The organism is Achromobacter sp. ISS7 (genome assembly GCF_056523125.1).
The window spans coordinates 176,044-191,002 of sequence record NZ_JAWRZD010000001.1 but is presented as its reverse complement, the minus strand read 5'-3'; the positions used below and the strand labels follow the sequence as shown (position 1 = coordinate 191,002).

Below are 14,959 nucleotides of genomic sequence, written 5' to 3'. Positions count from 1 at the left end.
TAATAAGCGCCCGGGACGAGCGGGCGCGTGCGGGAAATTTGGATTATAGCCGGGAGGCGGAACTTGTCTGGGTTTTCCCCTAGCGGCCACGCGTAACATTTGGCTGCACTCGCGCGGCTGACCGAAATTCCGTCGCGGCGACCTTCATGCTATGGTCGTCCCCGATTTCGTCGTCCCGAGGCGCTTGCCGATGAACCTTCCGACCGCACACCCGAACGCGCTGGCCAGGCGCCTGACCGCCGCCGCCATCGGCCTGCAGTTGCTGGGCGCCATCCTGCTCCAGCTCTACCTGGTAAGCGCCGGACCGCTGGCCGCGCTGACGCGCCAGGCGTTTTCCCGGCCCGACATGGTGGCGAGCACGGTGGTGAACATCGTCGTCGGCTGCATCCTGGTCGGCCTGACCACCTGGGGCGCCACGCAGCGCTGGCTGCGCCGGCACAACGCGGGCGACGTCGACCGTCCGGGCCGGATGGTGGCCGTGCTGCTGGCGGTCTCGCTGGTGCTGTTCGTGCTGATCTCGACCGGCCTGGCGTTGCTGCATCATGGTTTCTACACGCTCATCGTCAGGCACAAGGAATGGGTGGACGAGGCCTTCGGCTATTACGGCGTCCGCCGCATGCTGCTGATGGCCCTGCCGCCCAAGCTGTGCGCCATCCTGCTCACCATCCTGGGCAGCTGGCTGGCGGTGCGCATCGCGGCCTGGAGCGTCACGCCCGTCGCCGCCACGCAGGCGCCGTCCATGCAGCGGCGCCACGCCGCGTGGATCGCCGCGCTGACGCTGCTGCTGTGGCAATTGCATGTCGCGCTGGTGGTGGGCCTGTACTTCATGAACGATGCGGGATCGGCCGGCATGCTGGAGCACGCGATCGGCTACTGGATACTGCCCGCGTTGCTGCTGGCGCTGGCCGCATGGGTCTGCCTGCGCAGCCTGCCGCAAGCGCTCGGCACGGCCGGCATGGGCCGCGCCATCGCCCACGGCACCTTCGCCTTCTGGCTGACCCAGGTGCTGGGAATCGGCCTGGCTCTTTTGGTCCTCTGGACCATGACCTGGAGCCAGCTGATGCGCACGGCCGCGTCGTACACGACCTCGGTGGTGTCGGTGCTGATCTACAGTGTGCTGCTGGCGCTGAGCTGCTACCTCGGCGCCCGGCTGTTCTACCGCCGCCGGACGCCGCCGGAGATCGCATCGGCCTGAGCCTGAGCGCCGCGCGATGGCGCGCCATGAAAAAAGGCCCCTCGGGGCCTTTTTTCATGGTCGGACACAGCGTTCAGATGGCCGCGGTGCGACGCTCCAGCCAGTCCAGGGCCTCGCCTTCCACCAGCGGCGACAGGCGCTTGAGCACCGTCTGGTGGTAGTCGTTGAGCCACGCGATTTCGTCGGCGCGCAGCAGCGACGGTTCGATGCAGCGCGTGTCGATCGGGCACAGCGTCAGCGTCTCGAAGCACAGGAACTCGCCCAGCTCGGACGTCAGCCAGGCGCGGTTGGCCACCAGGTTCTCGATGCGCACGCCCCAGCGGCCCGGGCGGTAGATGCCCGGTTCGTTGGAGGTGATCATGCCCGGCTCCATCGCCGTGTGCGGGCCAGGGGCCGCGCGGTAGGAGATGACCTGCGGGCCTTCATGCACGTTCAGGAAATAACCCACGCCGTGGCCGGTGCCGTGGCCGTATTCGGCGCCGCCTTCCCAGATCGGGGCGCGCGCGATGGCGTCCAGCATCGGCGACGGCGTGCCGCGCGGGAACGAGGCGCGCGACAGCGCGATCATGCCCTTGAGCACCAGCGTGAAGTCGACCTTCTGGTCGGCGCTGGGCGTGCCCACCGCGACCACGCGGGTGATGTCGGTGGTGCCGCCCAGGTACTGGCCGCCGGAGTCGATCAGCAACAGGCCGTCGCCCTCGATGGTGGCGTGCGATTCGGCCGTGGCGCGATAGTGCGGCATGGCGCCGTTGGCGTTGAAGCCGGCGATGGTGGCGAAGCTGGGGCAGACGTAGTCCGGGCGGCGCGCGCGGGCGGCGGTGATCTGCTCGTCGATGGTCAGCTCGGTGATGCGCTCGTTGCCCAGCGCGCCTTCGAACCAGGCGAAGAACTCGCACAGGGCCGCGCCGTCCTGTGCCATGGCGTGGCGCACGTTGGCCAGCTCGGCGTCGGTCTTGCGCGACTTGATCAGGGTGGACGGATTGATGGCCTCGACCCGCGGCACGGCCGGATCCATCGCGTGGAACACGCCGCAGGTGACGCGGGCCGGGTCGATCAGCAGCTTCTGGTCCCGTTCCAGCGAGGCCAGCGCATCGGCGGCCTGGGCATAGTCGGCCACCTCGACGCCGTCGGCGGCCAGCGTGGCGCGCAGGGCGGCGTCGATCTTGCCATCGGCCACGAACAGCGTGGCGTGGTCCGGGCCGATCAGCGCGTGGCCGACGAACACCGGGTTGTAGTCGACGTCGGCGCCACGCAGGTTGAAGAGCCAGGCGATGTCGTCGAGGGTGCTGACGAAATGCACGTCGGCGCCATGGGCGCGCATGGCGGCGCGCACCTGGGCCAGCTTGTCGGCGCGCGCGACACAGGCCTGCGGCGCCACGTGTTCGTAGATCGCGGCCCGCGGCAGACCGGCGCGGTCCGCCCAGATGTCGTCGAGCAGGTCGGCGCGGATTTCCAGCGTGGCGCCCGACGTGGCGGCGGCCACCGACAGCGCGCGGAACGCGGCCAGGCCCAGCACCTGTCCATCGACGCCGATGACGTCGCCGGCGCGGGTATTGGCGGCCAGCCAATCCACGTGGCCCGGGGTGGTGGCGACGGCGATCTTCATCAGCTGCACGCCGGTGCCGGCCAGCTGCGCCTCGGCCTGCACCCAGTAGCGGCTGTCGACCCACAGGCCGGCGAAATCGGCCGTCACGACCAGCGTGCCCACCGAGCCCGTGAAGCCCGACAGCCAGCGCCGGCCCTGCCAGCGCGCCGGCAGGTATTCGGACAGGTGCGGATCCGAGGACGGCACGATATAGGCGGACAGGCCGCGGCGGCGCATGGCCTGCCGCAGTTGGGCAATACGGGTGTCGGTGCTGGACATGGGTTTCCTTAGCGCAACATGAAGGACATGGCGGCCAGGCTGTTCAAGGTGCGAACGGCGGCCTGCATGCTGTCCGTGGTGAACCGCAGCGTCACGCCGTCCACGCGTTCGAGCGTGGGCCACATGCAGAACAGGTCGGCGAGCGCCGCGCTCTGCGTCTGCAACCGGCATTCTATAGGGGCGGGGATGCGGAAAGGAACTGCCTTTCCACCGCTGGGCCGCCCCGAGGTGGAAACGCCCCCTTGGGGGGCAGCAAGCCCGCTCTGCGGGCGCGGCGTGGGGGCCGTTTCCTTCAGATTGCGCACCGCAGCCTCCGCGGCGGCGGCGATGGCGCGGCGCGAGGCCGCCGGCGACAGCGTCACGCCACTGCCCTGGCCGTGCGCGACCTTGGTCTGCACCCATTGCGCGCCGGGGAACAGGTCGGTGGTCTCGGCGATGAACACGTCGTCGCCGGTGGCCAGGATGACGGGCACGCCCATCTCGCCGGCCAGCGCGCCGTACAGGCCGGCCTCGCCCAGCTCCATGCCGTTGATGAAGACGCGCGAGAAGGCGAAGCTGTTGATGGTGTGCGCGAGGATGCCGCGGCCCTGCGAGCGCGAGTGGTAGCCGATCATGAAGACGGCGTCGCAGCCCTCTTCCAGGCCGCCCATCATGCCCAGGTAGCGCGGCTTGCCCAGCACCAGGCGGGCGCGTTCGTCGAGGCCGTCCGGCAGCAGGTTGCGAAAGCCGCCGTGCGAATCGTTGACCAGGATCTCTTCGGCGCCGCCCGCGATGGCGCCCTGCACGGCGGCGTTGGCCTCGGCCGTCATCCAGGCGCGGGCGCGCTCGTATTCGCCGTTGCCGGCGCGCACTTGTTCGGCGTGGAAGACGCCGGCGACGCCTTCGATATCGGTGGAAATCAGGATCTTCATGGGGTGTGCCTTGGTAGGATTCAGAATTCGGTGTCCGCCAGCCACTGGCGCCAGGCGGGAGCGGCGTCGCGGATGGCGGCGCGGTGATGGCCGTCGCGGCCCTGCACGCCCTCGGCCTGCCACAGCGCGGCGATGATGGCCTGCTCGCAGGCCTCGGCGGCCGCCTCGAACAGCGGATCGATGCGGGTTTCGTGCAGCATGGCCAGCGCCGGCATCGGCTGCTCGGCCTGTTGCGGCACGGTGTAGGCGGTGGAGAACGCCAGCGCGATGTCGCCGCTGCCATGGCCGAACACCGAGCCGGTGCGGGCCAGGCCGGCGCCGGCGCGCAACGACAGGCGGCGCAACTGGCGCGCGTCGAGCGGCGCGTCGGTCGCCACCAGCAGGATGATAGACCCCTTCTCCGGCACGATGGCGGCGTTCTCGCCCGCCTGCGCCAGGCCGCGGTCCAGCTGGTCCGCCAGCCGCCGGCCGAAGGGCCGGCCGGCCACGGTCAGATTGGGCAGGCGGCCGAAATTGGCCAGCACCAGCGCGCCGACGGTATGCCGCAGGCCCGGCTGGATCGACGCCACGCGCGAGGCCGAGCCGATGCCGCCCTTGAAGGAAAAGCACGACATGCCGCGACCGGCGCCGACCGCGCCCTGCGCCATGCGCTTGTCCGCGGCGGCCAACGCCTGGGCGTAGTGCGACTCCTGCACCGCCATGGCCTGGATGTCGTTCAGGTAGCCGTCGTTGCACTCGAACACCAGCGGATTGACCGTCGACATGCCGCGGCCGATCTCGGGATTGGCCGCCACCGCCGAACGGATCTGGGCGTTGGCCACGGTGCCCACGCCGAAGGTGTTGGTCAGCGCGATCGGCGTTTCCAGCACGCCCAGCTCCTGCACCTGGACCAGGCCGGTGCTCTTGCCGAAACCGTTCAGCACCGTCGCGGCGGCAGGCACCTTGTCCAGGAACAGGTTGCCGCCGTGCGGGCGCACCACGGTCACGCCGGTCTGCCGCGCGCCGTCGTCCAGCGTGCTGTGGCCGACGGCGATGTCGCCCACGTCGCAGATCGAGTCGAGCGGGCCGGCCTCCAGCTTGCCGATGCGGGGTTGGTCCAACGCTTGTTTGTCCATGCTTGTCGCTGCGTGTCGCCACGCTCCAGAATGCAAAATGCCGCCGTCCTGCGTGGCCGTGGCGCGCGCCGCGAGGCGGGCGCCCGGACGCGGGCGGCGGCAAGGGAACCGATGGCGCGCGCCAAGCCCCGGGGGGCGGTCGGCGCGGCGGCCATCATCCGCTTGGCGGTTACTTGCGATCGATCTTGGGATCGAGCGCGTCGCGCAGGCCGTCGCCCAGCAGGTTGAACGCCAGCACCGTCAGGAAGATCGCCAGCGCCGGGAAGATTGCCACGTGCGGGGCGATCACCATGTCGGCGCGCGCCTCGTTCAGCATCGCGCCCCACTCCGGCGTGGGGGGCGAGGCGCCCATGCCCAGGAACGACAGGCTGGCCGCGGTGATGATCGAGGTGCCGATGCGCATCGTGCCGTACACCACGATCGGCGAGATCGTGCCGGGCAGGATGTGGCGCATGATGATGGTCCAATCGGACGCGCCCACGCTCTTGACCGCCTCGACGTAGGTCATCTGCTTGATCGACAGCGTGTTGCCGCGCACCAGGCGGGCGAACGCCGGCACGCTGAACACGGCCACGGCCACGATCACGTTGACCATGCTCGAGCCCAGGATCGCGACCACGCCGATGGCCAGCAGCATGCCGGGGAATGCCAGCAGCACGTCGGAGATGCGCATCGTGATGCGTTCCCACCAGCCTTCGTAGTAACCGGCCATCAGGCCCATGAAGGTGCCGACGACGGCGCCCATGGCGACGGACAGGAAACCGGCGGCCAGCGAGATGCGCGCGCCCATGATGATGCGGCTGAAGATATCGCGGCCCAGCGAGTCCACGCCCAGCCAGTGCGTCAGCGACGGGCCGGCGTTGAGCGCGTCGTAGTCGAAGAAGTTCTCCGGATCGAACGGCACGATCCAGGGGGCGAAAACCGCCACTACGACCAGCAGCAGGACGAAGATGCCGGCGCCCACGCCCAGCTTCTGCTTCTTGAATTTGCGCCAGAACTCGGTGGCGGGCGTGCGCACGTCGTTCTTGGGCGCGGCGGTGGCGACGGTTGCGGCGGGTGTCGTATTGCTCATGGCCGCCTCACTTGTAACGGATGCTGGGATTGATGACGCCGTAGAGCACGTCGACAATCAGGTTGATCAGGATGAATTCGAACGAGAACAGCAGCACCAGGCCCTGGATCACCGGGTAGTCGCGCTGGGTCACGGCATCGACCAGCAGGCGGCCGAGGCCGGGCCAGTTGAACACCGTCTCGACCACGATCGAGCCGCCCAGGAGGAAGCCGAACTGCAGGCCCATCATGGTGACGACCGGGATCAGCGCGTTGCGCAGCGCATGCTTGATGACCACGCGGCGCTCGCTCAGGCCCTTGGCGCGGGCGGTGCGCACGAAGTCTTCCTGCACCACTTCGACGAAGGAGGCGCGGGTGAAGCGCGCCATCACCGCGGCCACGGCCGCGCCCAGCGTGATGGACGGAAGTATGTAGTGTTTCCAGCTGGAGGCGCCCACGGTTGGCAGCCAGCCCAGGTTCACGGAGAAGATCTGCATCAGCATCATCCCCAGCGCGAATGCGGGGAACGAGATGCCGGACACCGCCAGCGTCATGCCGAGGCGATCGGGCCAACGGTTGCGCCAGACGGCGGACACGATCCCGATGATCATGCCGAAGGTGACGGACCAGGCCATACTGGCGATCGTCAGCCACAGCGTGGGCATGAAGCGGTCGGAGATTTCGGTCAAGACGGGACGCTTGGTACGCAGCGAGGTACCCAGGTCGCCTTGCAGCATGTGGCTGAAGTAGCGCACGAACTGCTGCGGCAGGGGCAGATCCAGCCCCAGTTCCTTGCGCACCAGTTCGACGGTCTGCTGGTCGGCCTCCTGGCCCGCGGCCAGTCGCGCCGGGTCGCCCGGAAGCATGTGCACAAACAGGAACACGACCACGGCCACCAGCAGCAGCGTGGGGATCATGCCCAAAAGACGTTTGACGATATAGGTCAGCATTGAAATTCCTGCAACATCGGCGGGGACACCGCGTCCCCGCCGTATGTGGCCTTGCAAGGGCCTTGCGGCCCCGAGAGTTACCGCCGGATTACTGCTTCAGATCGATGTCGCCGAACCAGAACGAGGTGTCCGGTTCCACGTACACGCCCGACAGGTTCTTCGACTTCACGTACAGGTTGTTCTGGGTCACCAGGAAGGCCCACGGGGCGTCCTTCCAGATGGTTTCCTGAACGGTCTTGTAGATCTCGGTCTTCTTGGCGCGATCGGTCGTGGCCAGGGCTTGCTGGATGCCGTCGTCAACCGACTTGTTCGAGTAGTACGACACGTTGTTGAGCACCGGCGGGAAAGCGGCGGTGGTCAGCAGCGGACGCAGGCCCCAGTCGGCTTCGCCGGTCGAGGACGACCAGCCGGCGTAGTACATGCGGACCTTGGCGTCCTCAGGCTTCTGCACCTGTTGCACGCGCTGCACGCGCTGGCCCGATTCCAGCACTTCCACCGACACCTTGATGCCGACTTGCGCCAGTTGCTGTTGCAGGAACTGCACCACCTTCACCGAGGTGCCGTCGTTGTAGGCGGACCAGAGCTGGCTTTCGAAGCCGTTGGGGTAGCCGGCTTCGGCCAGCAGCGCCTTGGCCTTCTTGATGTCGTACGGCCACGGGCCGGTCTTGTGGGCGAAGTCCACGCCGGTCGGCACGACGCCGTCGACGATGGTGGCGTAGCCCGAGAAAGCGACCTTGGCCAGGGCTTCCTTGTTGATGGCGTAGTTGATGGCTTCGCGCACCTTGACGTTGTCGAACGGCTTTTGCTGCGTGTTCATCGACAGGTAGCGGGCCATGATCGAGTTCTTGTGGTCGACCACGTCCAGCTTGTCGTTCTTGGACAGCACGGCGGCCTGCTCGAACGGCACCGGGAAGGCGAATTGCGCTTCGCCCGTCTGCACCACGGCGGCGCGGGTGTTGTTGTCGGTGACGGTGCGGAAGGTCAGGGTGTCGACCTTCGGGTAGCCCTTCTTCCAGTAGCCGTCGAACTTCTTGACCTTCAGGTATTCGGCCGGTTTCCATTCGACGAATTCGAACGGGCCGGTGCCGACCGGGTGGAAGCCGATTTCCTTGCCGTACTTGGCCAGGGCGGCCGGCGAGATCATCATGGCGGCCGGGTGGGCCAGCGCGTTGATGAAGGCCGAGAACGGCTTCTTCAGGGTGATCTTGACGGTCAGCGGATCAATCACGTCGATCTTCTCGATGACGCTGAACTGGATGTAGCGCGACAGGCGGTTGTCCGGATTGGCCGGGCGGTCGAAGTTGATCTTGACGGCTTCGGCGTTGAACGGGGTGCCGTCATGGAACTTGACGCCATCGCGCAGCTTGAAGGTGTAGACCAGGCCGTCTTCGCTGACGGTGTAGTCGGTGGCCAGGACCTTCTGGACCTTCAGGTCCTTGTCGAACTCGAACAGGCCTTCGTAGTAGGCCTTGCCGGCCGCCTGGTTCAGCGTGCTGTTGGTGTTGTACGGGTCGAGCGTTTCCAGTGCGATGGAGACGGCAAACGTCACGTCCTTGGCAGCATGCGCCAGCGGCGAGGTGAGCACGCCGAAGGCCACCGCGGCGGCGGCCATCAGCTTGGTGGGGCGCAGAACTTTCATCATTGCAACTCCTGGTTCCTGTACGGAATTAGGGGGTTTGGTGGAAGAAAAACAAGTACGACAACTGACTCAATACGCTCCGCCGACCGCGTGGCGGGCGACGAAGTGATCGGTTCCTACCTGTACCAGCGGTTGCACCACCGGCTCGTCGCCGAGCTTGCGGATCGGGCTGGGAATTTCATCGGACAGCAAGGTGCGCTTCATGTGGCGACGCGACGGATCCGCGATCGGCACGGCGGCCATGAGCTTCTTGGTATACGGGTGCTGCGGGTTCTCGAAAATGGCCCGGCGCGGGCCGATCTCGACAATCTGTCCCAGGTACATGACGGCCACGCGGTGGCTGACGCGCTCGACCACGGCCATGTCGTGCGAAATGAACAGGAACGAAATGCCCATGTCGCGCTGCAGGTCGATCAGCAGGTTGACGATCTGCGCCTGGATCGACACGTCCAGCGCCGACACCGATTCGTCCGCGATCACGACCTTGGGGTTCAGGGCCAGGGCGCGCGCGATACAGATGCGCTGGCGCTGGCCGCCAGAGAATTCATGCGGATAGCGCTGCGCCATTTCGGGCGGCAGGCCGACGCGCTCGAGCAATTCGGCCACGCGCTGCTCGGCTTCCTTGCCCTTGGCCACGCCGTGCACCAGCAGCGGTTCCATGATCGAGAAACCGACCGTGACGCGCGGATCGAGCGAGGCGAACGGGTCCTGGAACACGAACTGGATGTCGCGGCGCAGGGCTTGCAGTTCGGAAGTCTTCAGGCGCACGATGTCGCGCCCGCCGAAGCGGATCTCGCCGCCCTGGCTGTCCACCAGGCGCAGCAGCGAACGGCCGGTGGTGGACTTGCCGCAACCGGACTCGCCCACCAGCGACAGCGTTTCGCCGGGGTACAGGTCGAAGCTGACCTTTTCCACGGCGTGCACGCGGCGCTGCACGCGGCTCAGGATGCCGCCGCGCAGGTCGAAACGCGTCACCAGGTCGCGCACGCTCAGGATCGGCTCGCGGCGCGCGGCCGGCACTTCCTGGGTGCTGGTGGCGCCGGGCTCGGCCACGGGCTGCGCCTTGCCGTCCACCTGCAGCAGCGGGAAGCGCGCCGGCAGGTCGGTGCCCTGCATCGCGCCCAGCTTCGGCACGGCCGACAGCAGCGCCTTGGTATAGGCGTGCCGGGGCGTGGCGAACACCGACGCCGACGGGCCTTCCTCGACCTTGTCGCCGCGGTACATGACCAGCACGCGGTCGGCCACTTCGGCGACCACGCCCATGTCGTGGGTGATGAACACCACGCCCATGTGCATCTCTTCCTGCAGCTGGCGGATCAGTTGCAGGATCTGCGCCTGGATGGTGACGTCCAGCGCGGTGGTGGGTTCGTCGGCAATCAGCAGCGCCGGCTTGCAGGCCAGCGCCATGGCGATCATGACGCGCTGGCGCATGCCGCCCGACAGCTGGTGCGGGTAGCGGTCCAGCACCGACTTGGCTTCCGGGATGCGCACCTGTTCCAGCATGCGCAGGGCTTCGGCGCGCGAGGCCGCGGCGTCCATGCCCTGGTGCTCGCGGATCGACTCGGCGATCTGGTCGCCGGCGGTGAACACCGGATTCAAGGAGGTCATCGGCTCCTGGAAGATCATGGCCATGTCGGCGCCGCGCACATTGCGCATCGCGCGCTGGTTGGCGTTGACCAGGTCGATCACGGAGCCATTGCGCCGGCGCAGGGCCATGCTGCCCTGGGCGATGCGGCCACCGCCATGTTCCACCAGGCGCATCAGCGCCAGCGACGTCACCGACTTGCCCGAACCCGATTCGCCCACGATGGCCAGGGTCTCGCCCCGGTCCACATGGAACGACAGGTTGCGCACGGCTTCGACCGTGCGCTCCGAGCCCACGAAGCGCACCGTCAGGTCGTCGACCTGGACCACGCGGTTATCCGGCAGCGCCAGGCTGTTTGCGCGATCAACCATATCTCTAGTAATCCCCAAAACTTACAAAAACGAAGCCCGCTGCCGCTCAGCGGTAGATGGCGGTAACCGGCTTCTCACCGACGCGGGCGTAACCGCGGTACATGCCTTCCGTGTTGAACGGCAAGGCCACATTGCCCTGGGCGTCGACGGCCACCAGGCCGCCCTTGCCGCCGATGGTGGGCAGTTTTTCCATCACGACGCGGTCCGCCGCCGTTTCCAGCGACGCGCCGCAATATTCCATCTGAGCCGCCACGTCATAGGCGGCGACCATGCGGATGAACATCTCGCCGGTACCCGTGGTGGACACGGCGCAGGTCTTGTTGCTGGCGTAGGTGCCGGCGCCGATCAGCGGCGCGTCGCCGACGCGGCCGACCTGCTTGTTGGTGATGCCGCCGGTGGACGTGGCCGCGGCCAGGTTGCCCTGCGCGTCCACCGCCACCGCGCCCACGGTGCCGAACTTCTTGTCGGAATCGAGCGGATCGGCCGGCGCCGGCTGGCCGCGCGCGACCATGGCCTGGCCGTCGTGGTCCAGCACCGCCGCTTCCGGCGTTTCGCGCTGCACGCGCAGCAGCTGCTCGCGGCGCGCGTCGGTCGAGAAGTACGACGGGTCGACGATTTCCAGGCCGGCGTCCTTGGCGAAGGCTTCGGCGCCCTCGCCCACGAACAGCACGTGCTTGCTGGTTTCCATGACCTTGCGCGCGGCGAACACCGGGTTGCGCACGCAGTTGACGTTGGCGATGGCGCCCGAACGCAGCGTGGCGCCGTCCATGATGGCGGCGTCCAGCTCATGGGTGCCGGCGCTGGTGAACACGGCGCCATGGCCGGCGTTGAACAGCGCGCAATCTTCCAGCAGGCGCACGGCTTCGGTGACGGCGTCCAGCGCGCTGCCGCCACGGGCCAGCACGGCCTGGCCGGCGGTCAGGATGGATTCCAGCGCGCTCAGGTATTCCTGCTCTTTCTCGGGCGACATGGCCGCGCGGGACATCGCGCCGGCGCCACCGTGAATCGCGATCACGGGTTGAATCATCGTTTACCTACTCCATGGATGAGCCACGGCATCACGGACTGGGTCACCCCAGCGGCGGCCGCGACGGAATTCTTGGCCCGATAGGCCACCGCCGCCGACAAGGCCTCGATCAGGCCCAGCGCGGCGGTTTCGGAATTGGGGATCAGCTGGCGCGTGGACACCGCGTACAGCACCACCGACGCGGTCGGGGCCAGCGGCGAGGTGGGCTTGTCGGTCAGCACCAGCACCGGCACGCCGGCCTGCTTGGCGGCGCCGGCCAGGGTCACGGTGTCGGCCAGGTAGCGTGGAAAGCCGATGGCGATGACCAGATCCTTGCTGGTCATGCGCGACATCTGGCGCGCCGCATGCGACACACCGCCCGGACCGGCCAGCGACTCGACCGAATGCAGGTGCATGCACAGGCCGCGCTGCAGCATGCCGGCCAGGAAGCCGCTGGCGCCGAAGCCGATGATGAAGACGCGGTCGGCGGCCAGGATGGCGTCGACCGCCTGTTCACAGGCGGCGGCGTCCAGGCTTTGCAGGTTGCGCTGGGCGTTGCGGATGTCTTCTTCGAGGGTCGCGGCGAAGATCTGCACCGCGCTGGCCGAGTGCGCGAGTTCGGTGCGCAGCTTTTCGACCGGCTCCAGCGCCGCCTCGAAACCGCGCGCCAGTTCGGCGCGGAATTGCGGGTAGCCCGGCAGGTCCAGGGCGCGCGCGAACCGGTTGGCGGTCGCGACCGACACCCCCGCCGCCGCCGCGAATTCGTCGATGGTCATGGTGGCGACCCGGAACTGGTGCGCCAGCACGTATTCGGCCATCTTGTGCTGCTTGCGGCTCAGCGCGGGCTGGGCCCGGGCGATCCGATCAGCGATCGTGAGTGCGGCCTTGTTCATCGAGAAAAGGGGGGAAACGTAGCGGAGGTTTATGTAAATCTGTTTACACACAAATTTTAGATAAGAAAATTCATTTTCATACTAAGGGTATACCCGTGAATTTATGTAACAGTGCTTCAAAAGAAACGGGGCCGGTTTGATGTACGCTTGATCCCTGCCTTTTCCCTTTGATTTCGGGACTTTTCGAATGCCCCTCTGGACCTGCAAACCCCACGCGGAACTGACCCTGGCCGAGCTCTACGCCATCCTGCGCCTGCGCTCGGAAGTGTTCGTGGTGGAACAGGACTGCGTCTTCCTGGACATGGACGGCAAGGACCTGCTGGGGCAGACGGAACATCTGATGGCCTGGGACAACGGCGAGCTGCTGGCCTATTGCCGCCTGCTCGAACCCGCCCTGAACGACGGCCAGGCGGTCATCGGCCGCGTCATCACGGCGCCGGCCGCGCGCGGCACGGGCCTGGGCCACGAACTGATGCGCCGCGCCAAGGACGAAGTGGCGCGGCTGTGGCCGGGCCAGCCGGTCTACCTGGGCGCGCAGGCCCGGCTGCGCGGCTATTACGGCGGCCACGGCTTCGTGCCGGTGACCGAGGAATACATCGAGGACGGCATCCCGCACGTCGGCATGCTGCTGCGCGAAGCGGCCTGAACGCCGCCCTGCTCCGCCCGCGGCGCCGTGCGGCCGGCCCAATGAAAAACGCCCCTTTGCGGGGCGTTTTTCATTGGGGCGTGGCGGAGGCTTACTTGACCGCCGACACGTCCAGCTTGGCGGCCGTCTTGGACTGGATCTCATCCACCGTCACGCCGGGCGCCGTTTCCAGCAGCTTCAGGCCGTTGTCGGTGACTTCCATCACGCCCAGGTCGGTGATGATCAGGTCGACCACGCCCACGCCGGTCAGCGGCAGGTTGCACTCGGGCAGCAGCTTGATGTCCTCGGTGCCGTCCTTCTTCTTGGCCACGTGTTCCATCAGCACGACCACGCGGCCGACACCGGCCACCAGGTCCATCGCGCCGCCCATGCCCTTGACCATCTTGCCGGGGATCATCCAGTTGGCCAGGTCGCCCTTTTCGGACACCTGCATCGCGCCCAGGATGGCCAGGTTGATCTTGCCGCCGCGGATCATCGCGAACGAGTCGGCCGACGAGAAGATCGACGAGCCGGGCAGCGTCGTGACCGTCTGCTTGCCGGCGTTGATGAGGTCGGCGTCGACCTCGGCATCGGTCGGGAACGGGCCGATGCCCAGCAGGCCGTTTTCGGATTGCAGCCAGACTTCGACGCCCTTGGGCACGTGGTTGGCCACCAGGGTCGGCAGGCCGATACCCAGGTTCACGTAAAAACCGTCTTGCAGCTCGCGCGCGGCGCGCGCCGCCATTTCATCGCGGGACCATGCCATGTCGTGTTCTCCTTAGGCCGGGCGAGTGGTGCGTTGTTCGATGCGCTTTTCCGGATTGGCGTTCAGCACGATCCGGTGCACATAGATGCCGGGCAGGTGGATCTGGTCGGGGTCCAGGCTGCCGGTGTCGACGATCTGCTCGACCTCGACCACGGTGAACTTGCCGGCCATGGCCACGTTCGGGTTGAAGTTGCGCGCCGTCTTGCGGAACACCAGGTTGCCGCTGCGGTCGGCGATGTGCGCCTTGACCAGCGACACGTCCGGCACCAGCGAACGCTCCATCACGTATTGCTGGCCGTCGAATTCGCGGATTTCCTTGCCGTCGGCGACGATGGTGCCCACGCCGGTGCGGGTGAAGAACGCCGGGATGCCGGCGCCGCCGGCGCGCAGCTTCTCGGCCAGCGTGCCCTGCGGCGTGAATTCAAGCTCGAGTTCGCCCGACAGGTACTGGCGTTCGAATTCCTTGTTCTCGCCCACGTACGACGCGATCATCTTGCGGACCTGGCGCGTGTTGAGCAGCTGGCCCAGGCCGAAGCCGTCGACGCCCGCGTTATTGCTGATGCACGTGAGATCCTTCACGCCCGAATCGCGCAGCGCGGCGATCAGGGCCTCGGGAATGCCGCAGAGGCCGAAACCGCCGACGGCGATCATCTGGCCGTCCTTGACGATGCCTGCCAGCGCCTCCTGGGCGCTTGCAAAAACCTTGTCCATCGCTCCAACTCCTAGTTAAGGTCGAACTGAAGAGGATCCGCCCGCCCTGCCGGACCGCATGCCCCGCGAAGGAGGCCGGCGATCCTGGGTGGACCCTGTCTTTTACTTGGGGCGCGGCTGCCGGTTTCACGGCCCGGCGGCATCGCGGCGTGGCCCGATGCCTGCTGGTTCGCGGCGCCGATGGTGGCGCGCCCTGTCATTCGTATTGTGGTTCTGTCCTGGATTTTAACGGCATGGCCGGCAAATGCGGGCGCCGTTTCAAACGCCGCATTGAAGTC

At 67.3% G+C, this 14,959-nt stretch carries 13 protein-coding genes; 2 read left to right on the top strand and 11 right to left on the bottom strand.

From position 1 onward, the window contains the following. The first annotated feature begins 190 nt into the window (after positions 1–190). The gene (locus tag AC1HFW_RS00825; protein ID WP_479281535.1) at positions 191–1,195 is read left to right on the top strand and encodes a hypothetical protein; all 1,005 of its coding nucleotides are present in this window, start codon (positions 191–193) and stop codon (positions 1,193–1,195) included. Positions 1,196–1,268: 73 nt separating this feature from the next. On the opposite strand, the gene AC1HFW_RS00820 is transcribed toward AC1HFW_RS00825, so the two are convergent. The 9 genes from AC1HFW_RS00820 to AC1HFW_RS00780 all read right to left on the bottom strand — a co-directional run bounded on the left by AC1HFW_RS00820 (position 1,269) and on the right by AC1HFW_RS00780 (position 12,579). Then, on the bottom strand, positions 1,269–3,059 hold the full coding sequence (locus AC1HFW_RS00820) for an aminopeptidase P family protein (RefSeq protein WP_479281534.1): 1,791 nt from the start codon (positions 3,057–3,059) through the stop codon (positions 1,269–1,271). Positions 3,060–3,067: 8 nt separating this feature from the next. After that, on the bottom strand, positions 3,068–3,970 hold the full coding sequence (locus tag AC1HFW_RS00815; RefSeq protein WP_479281533.1) for a M55 family metallopeptidase: 903 nt from the start codon (positions 3,968–3,970) through the stop codon (positions 3,068–3,070). Between the two features lie 20 nt (positions 3,971–3,990). Further along, the gene (locus AC1HFW_RS00810) at positions 3,991–5,085 is read right to left on the bottom strand and encodes a DmpA family aminopeptidase (protein WP_035360086.1); all 1,095 of its coding nucleotides are present in this window, start codon (positions 5,083–5,085) and stop codon (positions 3,991–3,993) included. 169 nt (positions 5,086–5,254) lie between these two features. Next, positions 5,255–6,157, bottom strand: coding sequence for a glutathione ABC transporter permease GsiD (gene gsiD, locus AC1HFW_RS00805; protein ID WP_006393528.1), 903 nt, complete (start codon positions 6,155–6,157; stop codon positions 5,255–5,257). Between the two features lie 7 nt (positions 6,158–6,164). Continuing rightward, positions 6,165–7,085, bottom strand: a complete 921-nt coding sequence (gsiC, locus tag AC1HFW_RS00800; protein WP_006393527.1) for a glutathione ABC transporter permease GsiC — start codon at positions 7,083–7,085, stop codon at positions 6,165–6,167. A gap of 88 nt (positions 7,086–7,173) precedes the next feature. After that, positions 7,174–8,727, bottom strand: a complete 1,554-nt coding sequence (gene gsiB / locus AC1HFW_RS00795) for a glutathione ABC transporter substrate-binding protein GsiB (protein ID WP_006393526.1) — start codon at positions 8,725–8,727, stop codon at positions 7,174–7,176. 66 nt (positions 8,728–8,793) lie between these two features. After that, positions 8,794–10,680, bottom strand: coding sequence for a dipeptide ABC transporter ATP-binding protein (locus AC1HFW_RS00790; protein ID WP_006393525.1), 1,887 nt, complete (start codon positions 10,678–10,680; stop codon positions 8,794–8,796). A 46-nt stretch (positions 10,681–10,726) separates the two neighbouring features. Continuing rightward, the gene (locus AC1HFW_RS00785; protein WP_479281532.1) at positions 10,727–11,707 is read right to left on the bottom strand and encodes an isoaspartyl peptidase/L-asparaginase family protein; all 981 of its coding nucleotides are present in this window, start codon (positions 11,705–11,707) and stop codon (positions 10,727–10,729) included. Beyond that, entirely contained in the window at positions 11,704–12,579 is an 876-nt protein-coding gene (locus AC1HFW_RS00780; protein WP_061072148.1) for a MurR/RpiR family transcriptional regulator, read from the bottom strand. The genes AC1HFW_RS00785 and AC1HFW_RS00780 overlap by 4 nt, the downstream gene beginning before the upstream one ends. Positions 12,580–12,766: 187 nt before the next feature. Here AC1HFW_RS00780 and AC1HFW_RS00775 point away from each other — a divergent pair, with 187 nt between their 5' ends. Continuing rightward, the gene (locus AC1HFW_RS00775; protein ID WP_479281531.1) at positions 12,767–13,225 is read left to right on the top strand and encodes a GNAT family N-acetyltransferase; all 459 of its coding nucleotides are present in this window, start codon (positions 12,767–12,769) and stop codon (positions 13,223–13,225) included. Positions 13,226–13,316: 91 nt separating this feature from the next. Here the strand turns inward: AC1HFW_RS00775 and AC1HFW_RS00770 are convergent, their stop codons facing one another. Both AC1HFW_RS00770 and AC1HFW_RS00765 read right to left on the bottom strand, forming a co-directional pair. Continuing rightward, complete coding sequence (locus AC1HFW_RS00770; RefSeq protein ID WP_006393521.1) at positions 13,317–13,970, bottom strand: CoA transferase subunit B; 654 nt, start codon at positions 13,968–13,970, stop codon at positions 13,317–13,319. 12 nt (positions 13,971–13,982) lie between these two features. Beyond that, positions 13,983–14,681 (bottom strand): CoA transferase subunit A, encoded by a 699-nt coding sequence (locus AC1HFW_RS00765; protein ID WP_006393519.1) that lies wholly within the window; start codon positions 14,679–14,681, stop codon positions 13,983–13,985. Positions 14,682–14,959: the final 278 nt, after the last annotated feature.

What these genes read in the sequence shown, in the direction of transcription:
- AC1HFW_RS00770 (WP_006393521.1), bottom strand. Translation starts at nt 13,970, where the DNA reads ATGGCATGGTCCCGCGATGAAATGGCGGCGCGCGCCGCGCGCGAGCTG.
- AC1HFW_RS00825 (WP_479281535.1), top strand. Translation starts at nt 191, where the DNA reads ATGAACCTTCCGACCGCACACCCGAACGCGCTGGCCAGGCGCCTGACC.
- AC1HFW_RS00790 (WP_006393525.1), bottom strand. Translation starts at nt 10,680, where the DNA reads ATGGTTGATCGCGCAAACAGCCTGGCGCTGCCGGATAACCGCGTGGTC.
- AC1HFW_RS00785 (WP_479281532.1), bottom strand. Translation starts at nt 11,707, where the DNA reads ATGATTCAACCCGTGATCGCGATTCACGGTGGCGCCGGCGCGATGTCC.
- AC1HFW_RS00780 (WP_061072148.1), bottom strand. Translation starts at nt 12,579, where the DNA reads ATGAACAAGGCCGCACTCACGATCGCTGATCGGATCGCCCGGGCCCAG.
- AC1HFW_RS00815 (WP_479281533.1), bottom strand. Translation starts at nt 3,970, where the DNA reads ATGAAGATCCTGATTTCCACCGATATCGAAGGCGTCGCCGGCGTCTTC.
- AC1HFW_RS00810 (WP_035360086.1), bottom strand. Translation starts at nt 5,085, where the DNA reads ATGGACAAACAAGCGTTGGACCAACCCCGCATCGGCAAGCTGGAGGCC.
- AC1HFW_RS00765 (WP_006393519.1), bottom strand. Translation starts at nt 14,681, where the DNA reads ATGGACAAGGTTTTTGCAAGCGCCCAGGAGGCGCTGGCAGGCATCGTC.
- gsiD (WP_006393528.1), bottom strand. Translation starts at nt 6,157, where the DNA reads ATGAGCAATACGACACCCGCCGCAACCGTCGCCACCGCCGCGCCCAAG.
- gsiC (WP_006393527.1), bottom strand. Translation starts at nt 7,085, where the DNA reads ATGCTGACCTATATCGTCAAACGTCTTTTGGGCATGATCCCCACGCTG.
- AC1HFW_RS00820 (WP_479281534.1), bottom strand. Translation starts at nt 3,059, where the DNA reads ATGTCCAGCACCGACACCCGTATTGCCCAACTGCGGCAGGCCATGCGC.
- AC1HFW_RS00775 (WP_479281531.1), top strand. Translation starts at nt 12,767, where the DNA reads ATGCCCCTCTGGACCTGCAAACCCCACGCGGAACTGACCCTGGCCGAG.
- gsiB (WP_006393526.1), bottom strand. Translation starts at nt 8,727, where the DNA reads ATGATGAAAGTTCTGCGCCCCACCAAGCTGATGGCCGCCGCCGCGGTG.